The following is an 18,366-nucleotide window of genomic DNA, read 5'->3' on the forward strand; positions in this document are numbered from 1 at the left end:
TTTAGTGGGCCCGCGCCCTGGGTCTGCTCCATGGCAACCGAACAAGGGCAGGTTCTTCTGACGCCAGGCGGCTTCGTTCGCCGCTTTTTGCCGGACACCGATTTTGAAGCTCACGCACCACAACAACAGACTGCCCACCCTGGCGCGATCCACCAGCAATTCCTTGCTGTCCAGCCTTACAAGTCATCCCCGCCGCGTGATGGCGGGCATCGGTGTGCTGCTGCTGGGCACCGGCGTCACGGCGTTCGGCATTGCCCCGCTGGCTCCGGACGCGTCCCTTCTGCCCGTGCAGCAGGTGGTCGAAGAAATCCAGTCCCAACCGTTCGCCCCCCACGAAGGCGCCTCGCTTGATGCTTGGTCGCTCTTTCGCAGCGACACCCTTCGGCGCGACGACACCCCTCAGAGCCTGCTGCAACGCCTCGGCGTGAGCGATGCTGCGGCGGCCGCCATGTTGCGCAGCGACAGCAACGCGCACCAACTGTTCGCTGGCCGGGCAGGCAAACTGGTCACGGTGGAAGCCAACAGCCGGCAGGAACTGATCCGTCTGACCGCGCGCTGGCTGCCGGACGACGGTCGCGTTTTCCAGCGCCTGGTAATCGAACGCCAGGGCGGTAGCTTCAGCTCCCGCGTTGAGAGTGGTGAGCTGAACGTCCAGTCGCGGCTGGCCAGCGGCGTGATCCGCAGCTCTCTCTTTGCAGCCACCGACGAGGCCGGTCTGCCGGACAGCGTGGCGGTGCAACTGGCGGAAATGTTCTCCGGCGACATCGACTTCCGCCGCGACCTGCGCGAGGGAGACCGCTTCTCCGTGGTGTACGAGAGCCTGGAAGCCGACGGTGAAGCGCTTCGGGCCGGCCGCGTGCTGAGCGCCGAGTTCATCAACAACGGCCGCGAACACGAGGCCGTCTGGTTTGAAGAACCCGGACTCCAGGGCGCCTATTACGGCTTTGACGGGCAAAGCTCGCGCAAGTCCTACCTGGCCTCGCCGCTGGAGTTCTCCCGCGTGAGCAGCGGCTACGGCATGCGCTTCCACCCGATCTCCGGCAAGCAGAAGGCCCACCTCGGCGTGGACTATGCGGCGCCCACGGGCACGCCTGTCCGCACCATCGCCGACGGCGTGGTGACCTTTGCCGGCTGGCAGCGTGGGTATGGCAACACCATCGAGGTGCGGCACCGCGACAACCAGACCACACTGTTTGGCCACCTCAGCCGCATAGACGTCCGGGCGGGCCAGAAAGTCGCGCAGGGCGAGTTCATCGGTGCCGTCGGCTCCACCGGGCTTTCCACGGGCCCGCACCTGCATTTCGAGTTCCGTGACAACGGCGTTCACCAAGATCCGCTGGCCATCGCCCGCCGTAGCGAGAACATCCCCGTGAGTCCGGCGGCCCGCGCCCGTTTCGACGCCGTGGCCCAGTCGATGCGCATGCAGCTTGATGCCGCGGCCACCGTTCAACAGGCCAGCGCCGAGTAAGTGTCGCGTCCGCCAACCAACAAAAAAGGGAGCCATTGGCTCCCTTTTTTGTTGTGCCGATCCTGACAGCAGGTATCAGGCGCTGAAACTGGACCCGCAGCCGCAGGTGGTGGTGGCATTCGGGTTGCGGATCACGAACTGGGCGCCTTCGAGATCTTCCTTGTAGTCGATCTCGGCACCCACCAAGTACTGATAGCTCATCGCGTCGATCAGCAGGGACACGCCGTTTTTGGTCATCTGCGTGTCATCTTCGTTGACCACTTCGTCGAAGGTGAACCCGTACTGGAAGCCGGAGCAGCCACCGCCCTGCACGAACACGCGCAGCTTGAGATCCGGATTGCCCTCTTCAGCCACCAGATCGGCCACTTTGGCGGCGGCACTGTCGGTGAAGATCAGCGGGGCGGGCATTTCGGTCTGGGTGGTTTCGGCGACGGCGCTCATGGTGTTCCTCGGTACGGTGGGGCGATGGCGTGCAAGCCAAGCTCACACGTTCAAGCTCGAATGGTAGGGCAAATCACTCGGAATTGTGCTCAGGCGTTGTTTGCCGCCAGTTTCAGTGTGGGTTTGTCCTCGAGGTCGCCGGTCATGGGCTTGAGCTGGCCCGCAATGGTGGCGCCCTGGTGCATCTCCAGCGACTTGTAGGACACATCGCCCTCGATGCGGGCCTTGGGTTGCAGCTCCAGCAGTTCCAGTGCGAACACCGGTCCTTTGACCGTGCCGTTGATGATCACGTGATCGGCGTGGATCTGGCCCGTCACGCTGGCCAACTCGCTGATCACCAGGATGCTGGGCTGCTCGTCGCTGGCACGGATGTCGCCCACGACATCACCATCCACGCGAAGGCCATCGTGAAACAGCACGTTGCCCTCGATCCGGGTGCCCTGCGCGATCAGGCTTTTGATGGGAGGCTGTTTCTTCTTGTTGAACATGTCGTGCTCCGGTGTGGCGGAATCAGAGTTTGATGGTGTGAAGGGCCTTGACGGCTCCACCCTGGAGGATTCTGGCGGTCACGGTTTTTACCACGGCCCGCGAAGGAACGTCCACGAGCCCTTCCTGCCGCAGATAGCCCTTGATCAGGACCGCCTGCGGCGTCGCTGCATGCTGCGCCGACCACGGGTTGCCATCCAGCGTGCCAGCGAAACTGATCTCCATCTGCCCTTTGAAGTCAGGGGCATTCTTTTCGGCCTGGATCATCAGGACCTGCCATTTGAGCTGGGTTTCTGCGACCCGTTCGATCTGGAGGCCCCGGATGCTCGGCGCACCCGACCCGGTGCCTGGGATCAGGCGCTCGAAAAAGCCCAGATCGCTGCGCAGCGCCAGGTTGTCGGCCTGCAACTGCCGGATCTGCAGCAGCAGTTGCTCTTGCGCAGTCTTCTCGGTGGTCAGCAAGCTCTCAGAGGTGTTGGCCACCGATTGCGCCTTGCCCAGCGCCTCCCGCAGTTGGCTCACTTCCGTGCGCAACTGCTCCAGCTCCTGTTTGGCGTTGCGGTCCAGCCCCGCAATTTCCTTGCCGAACTCGAAAGCCCAGAGCGCCAGCGCCCCGGAGAACCCCAGCACGACCGCGGCCAGCAACCAACGCAGCGGCCAGGGCATGGTGCTGCGGATGGCCATGCGCGGTGCACTGACCGTCAACCGTCTGCGCAGCAGGCGCAATCTCATGGGACTGGTCCTTTCAGGAAACGGGTGGTCACAAAAAACAAAAACCGCCCCAAGACGAGCTTGAAGGCGGTTGTTGTGGCAGTGAGCGGCGTGTTAACGCTTGCTGAACTGCTTGGCGCGGCGCGCAGAACGCAGACCGACCTTCTTACGCTCGACCTCACGGGCATCGCGGGTCACGAAGCCGGCGTTGGACAGCTCGGACTTCAGTGCGGTGTCGTAGTCGATCAGGGCGCGGGTGATGCCATGGCGGACCGCGCCGGCCTGGCCGGATTCGCCACCACCGTGCACGTTCACCTGGATGTCGAACGTCTCGGCGTTGTTTGTCAGCAGCAGAGGCTGCTTGGCAATCATGATCGAGGTCTGGCGGCCGAAGTACTGTTCGATGTCCTTGCCGTTGACCGTGATCTTGCCGGTGCCTTTTTTCAGAAACACACGGGCGACGCTGGATTTGCGACGGCCGGTGCCATTGTTCCATTCACCAATCATCGTCGGCTCCTCAGATGTCCAGCACTTGCGGCTGTTGGGCGGTGTGCGGGTGCTCGGCGCCGCCGTACACCTTGAGCTTCTTGATCATGGCGTAGCCCAGAGGACCCTTGGGCAGCATGCCCTTGACGGCCTTCTCGAGCGCGCGGCCGGGGTGCTTGGCCTGCATGTCGCGGAAGCTGGTGGCGTAGATACCGCCCGGGAAGCCCGAGTGACGGTAGTACATCTTGTCGGTGTTCTTGGTACCGGTCACACGCAGCTTGGCTGCGTTGATGATGACGATGAAGTCACCGGTGTCGACGTGAGGCGTGTAGATGGCCTTGTGCTTGCCGCGCAGACGGAGGGCCACTTCACTGGCGACCCGTCCGAGAACCTTGTCGGTTGCGTCAATCACAAACCACTCGTGCTTCACGTCAGCGGGCTTGGCGCTGAACGTTTTGGTCATGAGTTTTCTCTTGCGAGTTGGTTTGGCGGACCCTTTTCCACGGTCGGTCGTTCTCTGACGGAACGCTCTTAGGTGGTGTTGATGGCTTCGTCGCGGGGCCACGAAATCGCTGCGAAGCCGAGCATTGTACGATTTTTCACCACCGGCTGGCAAATAGGGCCCGTAACAGGCCGGCCGGCGCTACCATCGCCCGATGTTCAGTTACCGCCACGCCTTCCACGCCGGCAACCATGCCGACGTGCTCAAACACATCACCCTGATGGCCACCCTGCGCCATCTGATGAAGAAGGAGGCGGGCATCACCCTGGTCGACACCCACGCCGGCGCCGGCTTGTACCGGCTGGACGGCGACTACGCCGAAAAAGGCGGGGAAGCCGCAGACGGCATCGTGAAGCTGATGGCGGCGATGCGGCCAGCCACCGGCACGCCGCCCGCGACCACCGCGGCGCTTGATGACTACCTCGACCTGATCGCAGGCTTCAACCCGGACGGCCAGTTGCGCGTCTACCCGGGCTCGCCATTCGTGATGCAGGCTCTGATGCGCACCGAGGCACGCGACCGCCTCAAGCTGTTCGAACTGCACCCGACCGACAGCCGCACGCTGAACGCCAACATCGCCCAGCTCGAAGCCGGGCGCCAGATCGCGGTCGCGACGCAAGACGGATTCGAGGGCCTCAAACCCCTGCTGCCCCCGCCGCCATCGGTGTCGGGCTCCAAACGCGCGCTGGTGCTGATCGATCCGAGCTACGAGATCAAGAGCGATTACGCCAAAGTGAGTGCCTGCATACAGGAATGCCTCAAGCGCTTTCCAACCGGCACCTACCTGGTGTGGTACCCGATCATTCCCCGGGCCGAGGCGCACGACCTGCCGCGCAGGCTCAAGACCCTGTGCAACCACGCCAAACGCCCCTGGTTACATGCCACGCTGAACATCAGCCACGGCCCGCTGGCCCTCGGCGAGCGGCCGGGACTGACCGCCAGCGGCATGTTCGTGATCAACCCGCCGCACACGCTGAAGGCCGAACTGCAGGCCACGCTGCCGCTGCTGGTGACGCTGTTGGGACGTGGCCGCGGCCAAGCGCAGTCCGTGGAAGCGGGCGGCGCCTGAAGCCGGGAAACGGGCCACGGGTAATTCCCGATCCGCGCCCTGCGAATTAACCAACCGATCGGTCGGCTAATTCCATATACTGCGCATCCACCCCGCTTGGCGGGTGCAGGAGACGCGCATGTACACCCAATCCTTTTCCGTCGCTGATGGCGACGCCAAGGGCGCACCGAAGGCGGCGGCCACGCCGATCCGCGCCGAGGACGCCGCGCTGCAGGCGCATTTCGACACCGTGATCGACGCCGACGGCAAGATCGAGCCGCGCGACTGGATGCCCGAGGCCTATCGCAAGACCCTGGTGCGCCAGATCAGCCAGCACGCGCACAGCGAGATCGTCGGCATGCTGCCCGAGGGCAACTGGATCAGCCGCGCGCCCAGCCTCAAGCGCAAGGCCATCCTGATCGCCAAGGTGCAGGACGAAGGCGGCCACGGTCTCTATCTGTATTCGGCGGCAGAGACCCTGGGCACCAGCCGCGACCAGATGCTGGACGCGCTGCACAGTGGCAAAGCCAAGTACAGCTCCATCTTCAACTACCCGACGCTCAACTGGGCGGATGTAGGCGTGATCGGCTGGCTGGTGGACGGCGCGGCGATCATGAACCAGATTCCGCTGTGCCGCTGCAGCTACGGCCCTTATGCCCGCGCCATGATCCGCGTCTGCAAGGAAGAGAGCTTCCACCAGCGCCAGGGCTACGAGGCCCTGCTGGTGATGATGCAGGGCACGGCCGAGCAGAAGGCCATGGTGCAGGACGCTGTCAACCGCTACTGGTGGAAGTGCCTGGCCATGTTTGGCCCGCCGGACGACAACAGCCCCAACAGCGTGCAAGGCATGCGCTGGGGCATCAAGCGCATCAGCAACGACGACCTGCGCCAGAAGTTCGTGGACGCCACCGTGCCGCAGGCCGAGGTGCTGGGCGTGACCCTGCCCGACCCCGACCTGAAATGGAACGAGGCGCGCGGCCACTGGGACTACGGCCAGATCGACTGGGACGAGTTCTGGGCCACCGTCAATGGCCACGGCCCAATGAACAAGGAGCGCCTGGCCACCCGCGTGAAGGCGCACGAGCAAGGCGCCTGGGTGCGCGAGGCCGCGCTGGCCCATGCCCGCAAGCAGCAGCAACGTCAGCAGAAGGAGGCCGCATGAACAACGCAACACCGGCATTGAAGGAATGGCCCCTCTGGGAGGTCTTCGTCCGCAGCAAGCAGGGCCTGGAACACAAGCACTGCGGCAGCCTGCACGCCAGCGATGCGCGCCACGCGCTGCAGATGGCGCGCGACGTCTACACCCGCCGCCAGGAAGGCGTGAGCATCTGGGTCGTGCCGTCCACCGCCATCACGGCCAGCGAGCCTGACAGCAAGGACAGCTTCTTCGACCCGGCGGCCGACAAGGTTTACCGCCACCCGACCTTCTACGAGATCCCGGACAAAGTGGGGCATATGTGATGAAGGCGCCGGTCGACTACATCCTGCACCTGGCCGACAACGCCTTGGTGCTGGGCCAGCGCAACGCCGAGTGGTGCGGTCACGGCCCCATCCTCGAAGAGGACCTGGCCCTGGCCAACAACAGCCTGGACCTGATCGGGCAGGCGCGACTGCTTTACCAGCACGCGGCCGACCGGATCAACGGCGACGGCGCACTGGCGCAGCGATTCGCCCACCTGCAGGGCGCGCGGCAGGACGGCCGTGTGACCGAGGACACCCTGGCCTACTTCCGCGACACCGCCGAGTTCCGCAACCACACGATCATGGAACTGCCGCACCACGGCCCGCTGGTCGGCTACGCCGTGGCTGAGCGCGACTACGCGACCACCATCGCGCGCAACTTCCTGGTCAGCGCGCTGATGGTGCTGGTGTGGGACCGCTTGCAGTCGTCGAAGGATGCGCAACTGGCCGGCATTGCCGCCAAGTCGCTCAAGGAGGTGCGCTACCACCTGCAGCACGCCAGCGACTGGCTGGTGCGTTTGGGCGACGGCACCGACGAATCGCACCGCCGCGCGCAGGACGCCATCGACCACCTGCTGCCTTTCTGCGAAGCCTTCTGGCAACCCGGCCCGACCGAGCAGGCAGCGGCGCAGGACGGCACGGGTGTGGACATCAACACCCTGCGCGAGCCCTGGAATCTGCTGGTCAACGAGACGCTGAGCGAGGCCACGCTGACCCGCCACGACCAGCCCCACCAAGGCTATGTGGCGCAGGGCCACGTGGGTGTGCATTCGGAGCACCTGGGCTTTCTCCTGGCCGAGATGCAAAGCCTGGCCCGCGCCCACCCGACCGCGGTCTGGTGAACACCATGGGCGCAACCACCGAGTCGTCGCTGCAGGCCCTCGAGCGGGCGCTGGCGCACCTGGCCGACCCCGAGATCCCGGTGGTCAGCCTGAGCGAGCTGGGCATCCTGCGTGAGGTGCGCGAGGGCAGCGACGGTGTGCCTGAGGTGGTCATCACCCCCACCTACAGCGGCTGCCCGGCCATGGGCCAGATCGAGGACGATATCGTCACCGTGCTGCGCGAGGCCGGCTTGCCCGGCCGCGTGGTGACCCAGCTCTCGCCGGCTTGGACCACCGACTGGATGAGCGATGCCGCCAAAGAGAAGCTGCGTGCCTACGGCATCACGCCGCCGCAATGCGGCAGCAGCCGAGCAGCGCCATCGGGCGTGCTCCAGTTCAGCCGCCATGCAGCGCGACCCGTGGACGTGCCCTGCCCTCGATGCGGATCGCACAACACGACGCAGACCGCCCCCTTTGGCTCCACGGCCTGCAAGGCGCTGTACCGCTGCCTGGACTGCCTGGAACCCTTCGACTACTTCAAGCCGTACTGAACCATGAGCACCGCCGCCGCCCGCTTCCACGACCTCACCGTCTCGCGCATCGACCCCGAGGCCGCCGGCGCCGTCGCCGTCTCTCTGGCCATCCCCGAAGCCTTACGCGACACCTTTGCCTTCGAGCCCGGCCAGTTCCTCACCCTGCGCGCAAACATCGGAGGCCAGGACGTGCGGCGCAGCTACTCGATCAGCAGCCCGCGCAGCCGGCTGGCGACACACGGCGAAGTGACGCTGGGCATCCGGCCGGTGGAAGGCGGCGTGTTCTCCAACTGGGCGGCCACACAGCTGCGGTCAGGGGATACGCTGCGCGTGATGCCCCCCGACGGCCGCTTCACCATCCACAAGCCGCGCGCGATCCACCGCGTGGGCTTTGCGGCGGGCTCGGGCATCACGCCCATCCTGTCTATCATGGCCAGCACGCTGGAGGAGTCGCCCGACGCCAAGTTCACCCTGGTCTACGGCAACCGCCGCATGGCCAGCGTGATGTTCAACGAAGCGCTGCAGGACCTGAAGGACCGCTATCCCGGCCGCCTGACCCTGATCCACGTGCTCTCGCGCCAGGCGCAGGAAGTGCCCCTGCTCGAAGGCCGCATCGACGGTGACAAGGTGCGCGAGATCATCGGCGCACTGCTGCCGGTCGGCAGCATGGACGAGGTGTTTGTGTGTGGCCCCGAGGCCATGATCGAAGCCACCGAGAAAGCGCTGCTGGACGCTGGCGTGCGACCCGACCGCATACACACCGAACGCTTCACGTCACCGACGCTGGAGGCGCTCCCGGCTGCGCAACGCCAGGCCGCCGTGCTCGGTCATCCGGCCGTGCGCACCGACGGCGAGGTGGCGCTGACCGTGGTGCTCGACGGCAAGCCGCACCAACTGCGCATGGGCAAGGACGAGCACGTGTTGGACGTGGCGCTGAACGCCGGGCTGGACCTGCCCTGGTCGTGCCGGGGCGGTGTGTGCTGCACATGCCGCGCCAAGGTGATGGAGGGGGCGGTGACCATGGACAAAAACTTCACGCTCGAACCCTGGGAGACGGAAAAAGGCTTCGTGCTCAGCTGCCAGGCCCGGCCGACCACCGACACGTTGGTGGTGAGCTACGACGAGCGCTGAGCGCGGCGCCTGGCGCAAGGCCCGGCCACCCGACGCCAGCGGGTGTCAAGCGTTTGCGGGCGGTTCCGACGGGACCGTTGCAGCCCCGACGTCGCGCAGTTCGCGGCGCAGGATCTTGCCGATGTTGGTCTTGGGCAGCGGCTCGCTTCGAAACGCCACCACGCGCGGCATCTTGTAGCCGGTCAGGTGCTGCTTGCAGTGCGCGAGCACATCGGCTTCGGTCAGGTCCGGGTCGCTGCGCACGACCACCACCTTGACCGCTTCGCCCGAACGCTCGTCGCGCACGCCGACCGCCGCGGCCTCCTGCACACCGGGGTGCAGGGTCAGCACGTCCTCGATCTCGTTGGGGAACACCTTGAACCCCGAGACCACGATCATGTCTTTCTTGCGGTCGGTGATGCGGATGCTGCCGCGCTCGTCCATCACCCCCATGTCGCCGGTGCGCAGCCAGCCATCGGCGATGAACGCCTTGGCCGTCTCTTCGGGGTGGTTCCAGTAGCCCTGCATCACCTGCGGGCCGCGCAGGCAGATTTCACCGACCTCGCCCATGCCCAGATGCGCGCCATCGTCGTCGAGGATGGCCGCCTCCGTGCTCGGCAGTGGGACGCCGATCTGCCCGCTCCACTCCGGGATGGTGACCGGGTTGGCGATCGCCACCGGCGCGCTTTCGGTGAGGCCGTAGCCTTCCACCAGCGGCACGCCGGCCCGCGCTTTCCAGCGATGGGCCACCACCTGCTGCACCGCCATGCCGCCAGCCACCGCCAGCTTCAGCGGGCGCAGGTCCACCCGGGCAAAACCGGGTGCATCGAGCAGGGCACGAAAGAGGGTGTTGACACCGATGATCGCGGTGAAGCGGGTCTCCCGCAGCACCTGCAGAAAGGCCGGCAGATCGCGCGGATTGGGAATCAGCACCGCCTGCGCACCCTTGCTGAAAAAGGACAGCGCACCGGTCAGCGCGAACACGTGGTACAGCGGCAGCGGCAGGATCAGCGTCTCCTCGCCATCGTTCAGGTTGGGCGACATCCAGGCACCCACCTGGAGCACGTTGGCCACCATGTTGCCGTGGCTGAGCATGGCCCCTTTGGCCACGCCGGTGGTGCCACCGGTGTACTGCAGGAAGGCGAGATCACCGTGCTGGAGCGGCACATCGTCCAGCGTCTGTGCACGACCGGCGGCCAGTGCCCGTCGAAAGTCCACCGCACCCTTCAGCCGCCAGGGCGGCACCAGCTTCTTCACATGCTTGACCACGGCGTTCGTCAGCAGCCGCTTCACCACAGGCAGCAAGTCCCCCACCTGCGTCGTCACCACCGTGCGCACAGGGGTCGATGCGATCACCTGTTCCAGCGTGTGCGCAAAGTTCTCCAGCACCACGATGGCCCGGACATCTGCGTCTTTCAACTGGTGTTCCAGCTCGCGCGGCGTGTAGAGCGGGTTGACGTTCACCACCACCATGCCCGCGCGCAACACACCGAACAGCACCACCGGGTACTGCAGCAGGTTGGGCATCATGAGGGCGACGCGGTCGCCACGCTGCAGACCCGCCACCTTCTGCAGCCAGGCCGCGAACGCGCGGCTGGCGTCGTCGAGCTGGCGAAAACTGATCGTCGCGCCCATTGAGCGGTAAGCCGGCCGGTCGGCAAAGCGCTCGCAACTCGATGCCAGCATGTCCTTGAGCGACGCAAACCGGTGAACGTCGATCTCTGCCGGTACCCCGGCCGGGTATTGACTGAGCCAGGGTCTGTCCATGTGTCCACCTCGTTCTTGCGACAAGCCGCCGCGCCACCGCGACCAGCAAGGGCCAATATGCCACGCGCACGCCGCTGGCGGCCGCGCGAGATCAAGGCCGGTGCAGCCCGGAGACAGAAAAAAACCCGCCGAAGCGGGTTTCACGGGCACGCGGGCGGTGGCTCACACCTTCGCCAGCGCCTGCTCCAGATCGGCCATCAGGTCGTCGATGTGCTCGATGCCGATGGACAGGCGAACCATGTCTGCGCTCACGCCGGCCTTCTTCATTTCGTCCGGGTTGAGCTGGCGGTGCGTGGTCGAGGCCGGGTGGCAGGCCAGCGACTTGGCGTCGCCGATGTTGACCAGACGAGTGAAGAGTTGCAGCGCGTCCTGGAAACGCGTGCCGGCAGCGATGGCGTCATCAGATTTCAGGCCGAAGCTGATGATGCCGGAGGCTCGGCCGCCCATGTACTGCTGCACCAGCGCGTGGTCTTTGTGGCCGGGCAGGCCGGCGTAGTTGACCCAGGCCACCTTGGGGTGGTCCTGCAGGTGGTTGGCGATCCTGACGGCGTTGTCGCAGATGCGGTCCATGCGCAGCGCCAGGGTCTCGATGCCCTGCAGGATCTGGAACGCGTTCATCGGCGAGAGCGCCGCGCCCATGTTGCGCAGTGGCACCACGCGGGCGCGGGCGATGTAGGCGGCCGGGCCCAGGGCCTCGGTGTAGACCACGCCGTGGTAGCTCACGTCGGGTTCGTTCAGTCGCTTGAAGCGCGCCTTGTGCTCGGCCCAGGGGAACTTGCCGCTGTCGACGATCGCACCACCGATGCTGGTGCCGTGGCCGCCCAGGTACTTGGTCAGCGAGTGCACCACGATGTCGGCGCCGTGCTCGAACGGACGGCACAGGTAGGGGCTGGTCACGGTGTTGTCCACGATCAGCGGCACGCCGGCCGCGTGCGCCACCTTCGCAAGCGCGCCAATGTCGGTCACGTTGCCCAGCGGGTTGCCCACCGATTCGCAGTAGATGGCCTTGGTGCGCTCGTCGATCAGCGCGGCGAACGCGGCCGGATCACGCGGGTCGGCGAAACGCACCGTGATGCCCTGCTGCGGGAAGGTGTGCGCGAACAGGTTGTAGGTGCCGCCGTAGAGCGTCGAGGCCGAGACGATGTTGTCGCCCGCTTCGGCGATGGTCTGGATGGCGTAGGTGATGGCCGCCATGCCCGAGGCCACGGCCAGCGCACCGATGCCGCCTTCCAGCGCCGCGAGGCGTGCCTCCAGCACCCCGTTGGTGGGATTCATGATGCGGCTGTAGATGTTGCCCGCGACCTTGAGGTCGAACAGGTCGGCACCGTGCTGGGTGTTGTCGAAGGCGTACGCGACGGTCTGGTAGATCGGCACGGCGACGGCCTTGGTGGTGGGATCGGGCGTGTAGCCGCCGTGCACGGCGATGGTTTCGATTTTCATGCGGGTCTCCTTGGGGTGCTGGATGAACAACCGGTCATTCTGGCAGCAACTCGACCTGGGTCACGCCTCGGCCCTGCAGCCCCAGCGCGTTGAACGCGGCCTGGCTGAGGTCGATGACGCGCGAGCGCTTGAAGGGGCCACGGTCGTTGATGCGGACCACCACCTCCTTGCCGGTGACCACGCTGCGCACCCGCACGCGTGTGCCAAACGGCAGCGTCCGGTGCGCGGCGGTCATGGCGTGCCGGTCGTAGCGCTCACCGCTGGCGGTGCGACGGCCGTGGAACTTGCTGCCATACCAGGACGCCAGCCCCTTTTCGAGAACGCCTGCGGAGTCGCGGGACCCGTCCGGGCTGCGAGCCCCGTCAACGGACCGTTCGGCGGCTGCGGACCCGGTGGGATCTGCCAGGGTGTCGCCGTTGCGGGTCGGGGGAATGGCGGGGCCGTGGGGCACCACCGGCAGCGGGTCGGTGGCGGCCCCGGCTGGAACCGGGCCGGCGAGCGGCGTGGCACAGCCCGCCAGCACCGCCATCAGCAAAGACGGCGCGAAGAACCGCGCGCAGCGTTTCAAAAGCGCCAGTCCAGACGCAGGCTGACGCTCTGATCGGTCATTTTCCCGCGCAGGCTCAGGTCGTAGTGCACGCGCATTTCCATGGCATCGCCGACCTTGTGGGCCACACCCAGCCCCAGCTCGGCCAGGGTGCGCCGCTGCTCCGATCCGGGGGTTGAAAACACCGGACCACCCCCGACGAACTGGGCCGAGGTGCTGTCGCGACCGCCGGACAGGTCGTACCCGACAGCGGCCTGCGCCAGCAGATGGCTCTGCGCACCCAGCGGATGGCGTGCCTCCACGCCCAGCTTGGCGACCAGTTCCTCGGCCTTCTGGGCGGCGACCCGCAGATCCAGCGCCCCGGCACCTGTTTCGGTGTACGCGTTGTTGCGCGCGCGGCGCCAGTCGAGACCCACCGAGGGCGTGACCGAGGTGGTGGCCAGGGTCATGGGGCGCCCCATGCTCAGCCCCAGATGCGAGGCGTGCCCGCGGTAGCTGGCCTTGGCCAAGCGCCCGATGAATCCCAGGTTGCGCTCGGACTTGACCGAACTGCGCGTGGCGTCGGCCTGCCATTGCAGGCGCCATGCCGAGAGGTCGTAGGAACCATAGCCCAGCACCTGGACACTTTCCAGATCGCTGCGGTGCCCCAGCGCGAAGTCACGACCGTCCACACGGCCATCCAGGTAAGCCAGTCCGAAGCCCAGGGTGCTGCCGGACACCATGGACGCCTGGTAACCACCCGCCAGACCTTGTGTGCGCACCCGGTAACCGCTGGCTTGGCGGTAGCGGTCCTGATCCACCCGGTGGTTCAGCGGCTGGACCCAGAGTCCCGTGCCGGGCTTCGCGTCGGCGCCGTCCGGACCACCCACGGCCTGCTGCCCGACCACGGCCGAACCGGTGCTCGAGACATGTGCCAGCAGGGCCTGGGCCGCGTTGCCATGCATCGAGGGCATGGCCTGCCCGACGGCCCTCGCCACCGACGCGTCGTCGGGCAGGCGCCCCAGGGCCGTCACCACGACATCCCAGTCCGTGCCTGTGCGCCCGCCGCGGATGTAGCCATCCAGCACCTGGGCGGTCGGTACACCGTTGATCAGACCCGCCCGGATGGTCGCCGGCACGATGCCTTGCCCAGGGGGGGGCGCGGGCGCAGGCTGGGGTGCGGCACCACCGCCCCGGCCGCCGCCACCCGGAGAAGGCGTGGGGGCTGGAGCCGGGGGAGGCGCGGGGGGCGGCTCCGGGTCTGTGCCCGCAGCCTCGACCAGCAGGTCCACCTGGCTGCCATTGGTCTGCGACTGGAAGTTGAACAAGGCGCTGTTGTCGGACACATTCGTGGCCGGCGCGGCGTTGGTGAGGGCGCCCCCGGCGGTCAGCACACCCGCCAGCGTATCGCCCGCAGCGAGGGTGTTCGTGCCGTTGACGTCCACCACAAACGTGGCGCTCGGCTGCAGATCCACGTCGCCGGACACCGTCAGGCGTCCGAAGCTGGAGGAGCTGCTGGCCCCCAGGCGCAAGGCCCCGGACTGCATGTAGTTGCCCGTGATCTGGGCGTGGACGCCCTCGGGAACGTGCAGGGTGCCGGCGTTGCGGAAAGCGTCCGGCGTGAGGGAGTAGGCCTCAATGACATGGGAAGAGGACCCCACCACCAGGCGCGCACCCGACTGGATGCGGAACAGGCTGGATCTGAAGGTGTTTTCGGTGGTGAAGACGGCGCCGGAAACAACGTTGACAGAGCCGCTCGAACCCACGATGTTGACCGGCCCCGTGATGCGCGCCGAACCGCCGCTCAGGTTGAGCGCCGTGTTGCTGGCCCGGATCCCGCCCAGGATGCGCCCCGCATTGTTGAGGGTGCCGAGCGTGCCGTAGGACTCAATGGCATTGGTGCTTCCCGAACCCGCCTGGATCTCGGCGCCCGCCTCGTTGTTCAGGACGGTGATCGTGCCAATGTTGTCGTTGTAAACGCCGAGGGCGAATGGCCCGGCACCGATGCGCCCACGGTTCGTGATCTGGGTGATCGTCCCCTGGTTCCAGATGCCGTCGGACGGGTTGCCGACGATGTCGCCGTCGTTGGTGATCTGAACACCAGTCTGCCCCGAAACGACCCGCACCCCCACGACCGTACTCGCGCCGTCGCCGGTGATGCTGCCGGTCCCGGTGACAGACAGCGCGTCACCGCTCTGCAATTGGCATTCGCCGATTCGAGGATCCGACACCTCGATCGCACCCGACCCGACACACGAGCCGGTGCCGGCCAGCGCGGTCGCAGCGGGCAGCCCCACGGCCAGGACGGAGGCTGTCGCGAGCCCGGTGGCCGCCTGACGCAGATCGCGGCGCCTGGCGCGCGCGTTGCCGGACCGGGGGGAGTGTGCTTGCTTGTTTTTCATGGATGGACCCTGGGTGAAGTCGGCACAGAAGGCGTCGGCATTGCCGGCCCTCAAGCAATGGATATTATCTTCTTACACCTCTGTCCAGCTTTTCCCCTTGCCCAGGGACCACATGAAAGGTCTCGGCGGGCGTCAGTGGTGAGGCAGTTGCCCCGCCAGCCGCCGCGCGATCTCCAGCGTCGCCACGCTCTGGTTCATGGTGTAGAAGTGCAGCGCGGGCGCACCGGCACTGCGCAGCCGATCACACAGATCGGTCACCACATCCAGCCCGAAAGCCTTGATGGACTCGGTGTCGTCGCCGAAGGCCTGCAGGCGCAGCCGGATCCAGCGCGGGATCTCGGCGCCGCAGGCGTCCGAGAACCGCAGCAGCTGCGAGGAACTGGTGATCGGCATGATCCCGGGCACCACCGGCACATCGGCCCCGTGCCGGCGTGCCTCGTCCACGAAACGGAAGTAGGCGTCGGCGCTGTAGAAATACTGCGTGATGGCCGAGTCGGCGCCCGCCTTCACCTTGGTCACATAGGCCTGCAGGTCCGCCTCGGGTGATTTGGCCTGCGGGTGGATCTCCGGGTAGGCGGCCACCTCGATGTGGAAGTCGCGTCCGGTCTCCTCGCGGATGAAGGTCACCAGATCACTCGCATGCTGGAACTCGCCGCCCAGGCCGTAGCCACTGGGCAAGTCGCCGCGCAGCGCCACCAGGCGCCGCACGCCCATTGCCTTGAGCGTGGCCAGCTGCTCGCGCACGCCGGCCTTGGTGGCGCCGATGCACGAGAAGTGCGAGGCCGCGTCCACGCCTTCGGCGAGGATCGCCTGCACGGTGTCGAAGGTGCCCTTCTGGGTGGAGCCACCGGCGCCATAGGTCACCGAGCAGAACTCGGGCTTCAGGGCATACAGCTTCTGGCGCACCACGCGCAGCTTCTCGGCACCCTCGGGCGTCTTGGGCGGAAAGAATTCAAAACTCAGGGGCAGGCCCATACGAAGAACTCCCGGTTGCCATCACCGCCGGTGATGGCGCTTTCAAAATAGTCCCGCAGGCGCAGGCCGTTGTCGTCGCAGGCCTGTGCGATGCGTTGTTGCACGAGCGCGTGGCTCGCGGTGTCTTTCACCAGCCCGCCCTTGCCGATGTGTTCGGGCTGCAGTTCGAACTGCGGCTTGACCAGCATGAGCAGGCTGGCACCCGGCTTGAGCAGCGGCACGAGAGCTGGCCACACCAGGGTCTGCGAGATGAAGGACAGGTCGCCGACGATCAGGTCGAAGGGCGCGGCCGCCGTGTCTCCACCCAGCGCCGCCAGTTGCGCCGCCGTCAGCTCGCGCGCGTTGCACTTCTCGATGCAGACCACGCGCTTGTCGGCGCGCAGCTTCGGATGCAGCTGGCCTTGGCCAACGTCCACGCCCACCACCTGCGCCGCGCCGCGCTGCAGCAGGCAGTCGGTGAAGCCGCCGCTGCTCTGTCCCACGTCGAGGCAGCGCAGGCCGGTCACGTCGATCCCGCAGTGCGCCAGTGCGCCGTCGAGCTTGAGCCCGCCGCGCGAGACGAAGCGCGACTCCGCCGTGTCCAGCAGTTGCAGTTCCGCCGTCTCGCGCAGCTCTTCGCCGTTCTTGGCCACGGCCTTCCAGTCGCCGCCAGGCAGGCGCCAGCGCACGCCCGCGGCGATCAGCCGCTGGGCCTGCGAGCGCGACGCGGCCAGCCCCCGATCAACGAGCAACTGGTCAGCGCGCATCGGTGATCAATACCGGTACGTATCGGGCTTGTACGGACCCTGCTTCGGCACGCCGATGTAGGCCGCCTGCTCGTCGCTCAGCTCGGTCAGCATCGCGCCGACCTTCTTCAGGTGCAGGCGCGCGACCTTCTCGTCCAGGTGCTTGGGCAGCACATAGACCTTGCCCACGTCGTAGCCCTCGGGGTGGGTGAACAGCTCGATCTGCGCGATGGTCTGGTTGGCGAAGGAGTTGGACATCACGAAGCTGGGGTGACCCGTGCCGCAGCCCAGGTTCACCAGACGGCCCTTGGCCAGCAGGATGATGCGCTTGCCGTCCGGGAAGATCACGTGATCGACCTGGGGCTTGATCTCTTCCCACTGGCACTTCTCTTCCAGCTTGGCGACCTGGATCTCGTTGTCGAAGTGGCCGATGTTGCAGACGATGGACTGGTCCTTCATCGCGGCCATGTGTTCGTAGGTGATCACATCGCGGTTGCCGGTGGTGGTCACGAAGATGTCGGCCTTGTCGGCCGCCCATTCCATGGTCACGACCTTGAAGCCTTCCATCGCGGCCTGCAGGGCGTTGATGGGATCGATCTCGGTCACCCACACCTGGGCGCTGAGGGCACGCAGGGCCTGGGCCGAGCCCTTGCCCACGTCGCCATAGCCAGCGACCACAGCCACCTTGCCGGCGATCATCACGTCGGTGGCGCGCTTGATGCCGTCGACCAGCGATTCGCGGCAGCCGTAGAGGTTGTCGAACTTGCTCTTGGTCACCGAGTCGTTGACGTTGATGGCGCGGAACATCAGCGTGCCCTTGGCCGACATTTCCTTGAGGCGGTGCACGCCGGTGGTGGTCTCTTCGGTCACGCCCAGGATCTGCGCGCTCTTGCGGCTGTACCAGGTGCTGTCTTCGGCCAGCTTGGCCTTGATGGCGGCGAACAGGATGCGCTCTTCCTCGCTGCCGGGGTTGGCCAGCACGGACAGGTCCTTCTCGGCGCGCTTGCCCAGGTGCATCAGCAGCGTGGCGTCGCCGCCGTCGTCCAGGATCATGTTCGGGCCTTCGCCTTCGCTGCCCTTGGGGCCGAAGTCGAAGATGCGGTGGGTGTAGTCCCAGTAGTCCACCAGGGTCTCGCCCTTGACGGCGAACACCGGCGTGCCGGCAGCGGCGATCGCGGCGGCGGCGTGGTCCTGGGTGGAGAAGATGTTGCACGAGGCCCAGCGCACGTCGGCGCCCAGGGCCTTGAGGGTCTCGATCAGCACGGCCGTCTGGATGGTCATGTGCAGCGAGCCGGTGATGCGCGCGCCCTTGAGCGGCTGCTTGGCCGCGAACTCTTCGCGGATGGCCATCAGGCCGGGCATCTCGGTCTCGGCGATCTTGATTTCTTTGCGGCCCCAGTCGGCCAGGCCGATGTCGGCGATGACGCAGTCGGTGGCGACGGCGGGAATGCGTGCGTTCATGGT

General features: G+C 66.5%; 19 protein-coding genes. 7 read left to right on the plus strand and 12 right to left on the minus strand.

Annotated features, from left to right (window positions below; genetic code table 11):
* Positions 1-103 precede the first annotated feature (103 nt).
* Entirely contained in the window at positions 104-1,468 is a 1,365-nt protein-coding gene (locus tag HPF_RS20985) for a M23 family metallopeptidase (RefSeq protein ID WP_424955183.1), read from the plus strand.
* Between the two features lie 75 nt (positions 1,469-1,543).
* On the opposite strand, the gene erpA is transcribed toward HPF_RS20985, so the two are convergent.
* The 5 genes from erpA to rplM form a co-directional block, all read right to left on the minus strand.
* A complete protein-coding gene (gene erpA / locus HPF_RS20990) occupies positions 1,544-1,909 on the minus strand; it encodes an iron-sulfur cluster insertion protein ErpA (RefSeq protein ID WP_066155176.1) in 366 nt (121 codons plus the stop codon).
* A gap of 89 nt (positions 1,910-1,998) precedes the next feature.
* The gene (locus tag HPF_RS20995) at positions 1,999-2,397 is read right to left on the minus strand and encodes a bactofilin family protein (protein ID WP_066155179.1); all 399 of its coding nucleotides are present in this window, start codon (positions 2,395-2,397) and stop codon (positions 1,999-2,001) included.
* A 22-nt stretch (positions 2,398-2,419) separates the two neighbouring features.
* Positions 2,420-3,127 (minus strand): DUF6776 family protein, encoded by a 708-nt coding sequence (locus tag HPF_RS21000; protein WP_066155182.1) that lies wholly within the window; start codon positions 3,125-3,127, stop codon positions 2,420-2,422.
* 93 nt (positions 3,128-3,220) lie between these two features.
* The gene (rpsI, locus tag HPF_RS21005; RefSeq protein ID WP_066155186.1) at positions 3,221-3,613 is read right to left on the minus strand and encodes a 30S ribosomal protein S9; all 393 of its coding nucleotides are present in this window, start codon (positions 3,611-3,613) and stop codon (positions 3,221-3,223) included.
* A 10-nt stretch (positions 3,614-3,623) separates the two neighbouring features.
* Complete coding sequence (gene rplM / locus HPF_RS21010) at positions 3,624-4,055, minus strand: 50S ribosomal protein L13 (RefSeq protein ID WP_066155189.1); 432 nt, start codon at positions 4,053-4,055, stop codon at positions 3,624-3,626.
* Between the two features lie 193 nt (positions 4,056-4,248).
* On the opposite strand from rplM, the gene HPF_RS21015 reads away from it, so the two are divergent.
* The 6 genes from HPF_RS21015 to HPF_RS21040 all read left to right on the plus strand — a co-directional run bounded on the left by HPF_RS21015 (position 4,249) and on the right by HPF_RS21040 (position 9,088).
* A complete protein-coding gene (locus HPF_RS21015; protein ID WP_133157731.1) occupies positions 4,249-5,163 on the plus strand; it encodes a 23S rRNA (adenine(2030)-N(6))-methyltransferase RlmJ in 915 nt (304 codons plus the stop codon).
* A 118-nt stretch (positions 5,164-5,281) separates the two neighbouring features.
* A complete protein-coding gene (paaA, locus tag HPF_RS21020) occupies positions 5,282-6,304 on the plus strand; it encodes a 1,2-phenylacetyl-CoA epoxidase subunit PaaA (RefSeq protein WP_133157732.1) in 1,023 nt (340 codons plus the stop codon).
* A complete protein-coding gene (paaB, locus tag HPF_RS21025; RefSeq protein WP_133157733.1) occupies positions 6,301-6,603 on the plus strand; it encodes a 1,2-phenylacetyl-CoA epoxidase subunit PaaB in 303 nt (100 codons plus the stop codon). Before paaA ends, paaB begins: the two co-directional genes overlap by 4 nt.
* On the plus strand, positions 6,603-7,445 hold the full coding sequence (paaC, locus tag HPF_RS21030; protein ID WP_079366625.1) for a 1,2-phenylacetyl-CoA epoxidase subunit PaaC: 843 nt from the start codon (positions 6,603-6,605) through the stop codon (positions 7,443-7,445). Before paaB ends, paaC begins: the two co-directional genes overlap by 1 nt.
* 5 nt (positions 7,446-7,450) lie before the next feature.
* On the plus strand, positions 7,451-7,975 hold the full coding sequence (paaD, locus tag HPF_RS21035; RefSeq protein WP_133157734.1) for a 1,2-phenylacetyl-CoA epoxidase subunit PaaD: 525 nt from the start codon (positions 7,451-7,453) through the stop codon (positions 7,973-7,975).
* A gap of 3 nt (positions 7,976-7,978) precedes the next feature.
* On the plus strand, positions 7,979-9,088 hold the full coding sequence (locus HPF_RS21040) for a 2Fe-2S iron-sulfur cluster-binding protein (protein WP_133157735.1): 1,110 nt from the start codon (positions 7,979-7,981) through the stop codon (positions 9,086-9,088).
* A 45-nt stretch (positions 9,089-9,133) separates the two neighbouring features.
* On the opposite strand, the gene HPF_RS21045 is transcribed toward HPF_RS21040, so the two are convergent.
* The 7 genes from HPF_RS21045 to ahcY all read right to left on the minus strand — a co-directional run bounded on the left by HPF_RS21045 (position 9,134) and on the right by ahcY (position 18,363).
* A complete protein-coding gene (locus tag HPF_RS21045; RefSeq protein ID WP_066155210.1) occupies positions 9,134-10,834 on the minus strand; it encodes an AMP-binding protein in 1,701 nt (566 codons plus the stop codon).
* Between the two features lie 162 nt (positions 10,835-10,996).
* Positions 10,997-12,274 carry an O-acetylhomoserine aminocarboxypropyltransferase/cysteine synthase family protein gene (locus tag HPF_RS21050; RefSeq protein WP_066155212.1) on the minus strand — a complete coding sequence of 426 codons (1,278 nt, stop codon included), beginning with the start codon at positions 12,272-12,274 and terminating at the stop codon, positions 10,997-10,999.
* Between the two features lie 34 nt (positions 12,275-12,308).
* Complete coding sequence (locus tag HPF_RS24105; protein WP_279512602.1) at positions 12,309-12,842, minus strand: septal ring lytic transglycosylase RlpA family protein; 534 nt, start codon at positions 12,840-12,842, stop codon at positions 12,309-12,311.
* Positions 12,839-15,202 (minus strand): autotransporter outer membrane beta-barrel domain-containing protein, encoded by a 2,364-nt coding sequence (locus HPF_RS21060; protein ID WP_133157736.1) that lies wholly within the window; start codon positions 15,200-15,202, stop codon positions 12,839-12,841. Before HPF_RS21060 ends, HPF_RS24105 begins: the two co-directional genes overlap by 4 nt.
* A 132-nt stretch (positions 15,203-15,334) precedes the next feature.
* Positions 15,335-16,177, minus strand: a complete 843-nt coding sequence (metF, locus tag HPF_RS21065; RefSeq protein ID WP_133157737.1) for a methylenetetrahydrofolate reductase [NAD(P)H] — start codon at positions 16,175-16,177, stop codon at positions 15,335-15,337.
* Positions 16,162-16,923: a TlyA family RNA methyltransferase gene (locus HPF_RS21070; protein WP_133157738.1), complete on the minus strand. Its 762-nt coding sequence runs from the start codon at positions 16,921-16,923 to the stop codon at positions 16,162-16,164. Before HPF_RS21070 ends, metF begins: the two co-directional genes overlap by 16 nt.
* 6 nt (positions 16,924-16,929) lie before the next feature.
* On the minus strand, positions 16,930-18,363 hold the full coding sequence (gene ahcY / locus HPF_RS21075) for an adenosylhomocysteinase (protein ID WP_133157739.1): 1,434 nt from the start codon (positions 18,361-18,363) through the stop codon (positions 16,930-16,932).
* Positions 18,364-18,366: the final 3 nt, after the last annotated feature.

It is taken from the genome of Hydrogenophaga pseudoflava, assembly GCF_004353865.1.
GTDB lineage: Bacteria > Pseudomonadota > Gammaproteobacteria > Burkholderiales > Burkholderiaceae_C > Hydrogenophaga > Hydrogenophaga pseudoflava.

What these genes read in the sequence shown, in the direction of transcription:
- paaA (WP_133157732.1), top strand. Translation starts at nt 5,282, where the DNA reads ATGTACACCCAATCCTTTTCCGTCGCTGATGGCGACGCCAAGGGCGCA.
- ahcY (WP_133157739.1), bottom strand. Translation starts at nt 18,363, where the DNA reads ATGAACGCACGCATTCCCGCCGTCGCCACCGACTGCGTCATCGCCGAC.
- paaB (WP_133157733.1), top strand. Translation starts at nt 6,301, where the DNA reads ATGAACAACGCAACACCGGCATTGAAGGAATGGCCCCTCTGGGAGGTC.
- paaD (WP_133157734.1), top strand. Translation starts at nt 7,451, where the DNA reads ATGGGCGCAACCACCGAGTCGTCGCTGCAGGCCCTCGAGCGGGCGCTG.
- HPF_RS21060 (WP_133157736.1), bottom strand. Translation starts at nt 15,202, where the DNA reads ATGAAAAACAAGCAAGCACACTCCCCCCGGTCCGGCAACGCGCGCGCC.
- erpA (WP_066155176.1), bottom strand. Translation starts at nt 1,909, where the DNA reads ATGAGCGCCGTCGCCGAAACCACCCAGACCGAAATGCCCGCCCCGCTG.
- HPF_RS21070 (WP_133157738.1), bottom strand. Translation starts at nt 16,923, where the DNA reads ATGCGCGCTGACCAGTTGCTCGTTGATCGGGGGCTGGCCGCGTCGCGC.
- rpsI (WP_066155186.1), bottom strand. Translation starts at nt 3,613, where the DNA reads ATGATTGGTGAATGGAACAATGGCACCGGCCGTCGCAAATCCAGCGTC.
- HPF_RS21045 (WP_066155210.1), bottom strand. Translation starts at nt 10,834, where the DNA reads ATGGACAGACCCTGGCTCAGTCAATACCCGGCCGGGGTACCGGCAGAG.
- metF (WP_133157737.1), bottom strand. Translation starts at nt 16,177, where the DNA reads ATGGGCCTGCCCCTGAGTTTTGAATTCTTTCCGCCCAAGACGCCCGAG.
- HPF_RS20995 (WP_066155179.1), bottom strand. Translation starts at nt 2,397, where the DNA reads ATGTTCAACAAGAAGAAACAGCCTCCCATCAAAAGCCTGATCGCGCAG.
- HPF_RS21015 (WP_133157731.1), top strand. Translation starts at nt 4,249, where the DNA reads ATGTTCAGTTACCGCCACGCCTTCCACGCCGGCAACCATGCCGACGTG.
- rplM (WP_066155189.1), bottom strand. Translation starts at nt 4,055, where the DNA reads ATGACCAAAACGTTCAGCGCCAAGCCCGCTGACGTGAAGCACGAGTGG.
- paaC (WP_079366625.1), top strand. Translation starts at nt 6,603, where the DNA reads ATGAAGGCGCCGGTCGACTACATCCTGCACCTGGCCGACAACGCCTTG.
- HPF_RS21050 (WP_066155212.1), bottom strand. Translation starts at nt 12,274, where the DNA reads ATGAAAATCGAAACCATCGCCGTGCACGGCGGCTACACGCCCGATCCC.
- HPF_RS21000 (WP_066155182.1), bottom strand. Translation starts at nt 3,127, where the DNA reads ATGAGATTGCGCCTGCTGCGCAGACGGTTGACGGTCAGTGCACCGCGC.
- HPF_RS21040 (WP_133157735.1), top strand. Translation starts at nt 7,979, where the DNA reads ATGAGCACCGCCGCCGCCCGCTTCCACGACCTCACCGTCTCGCGCATC.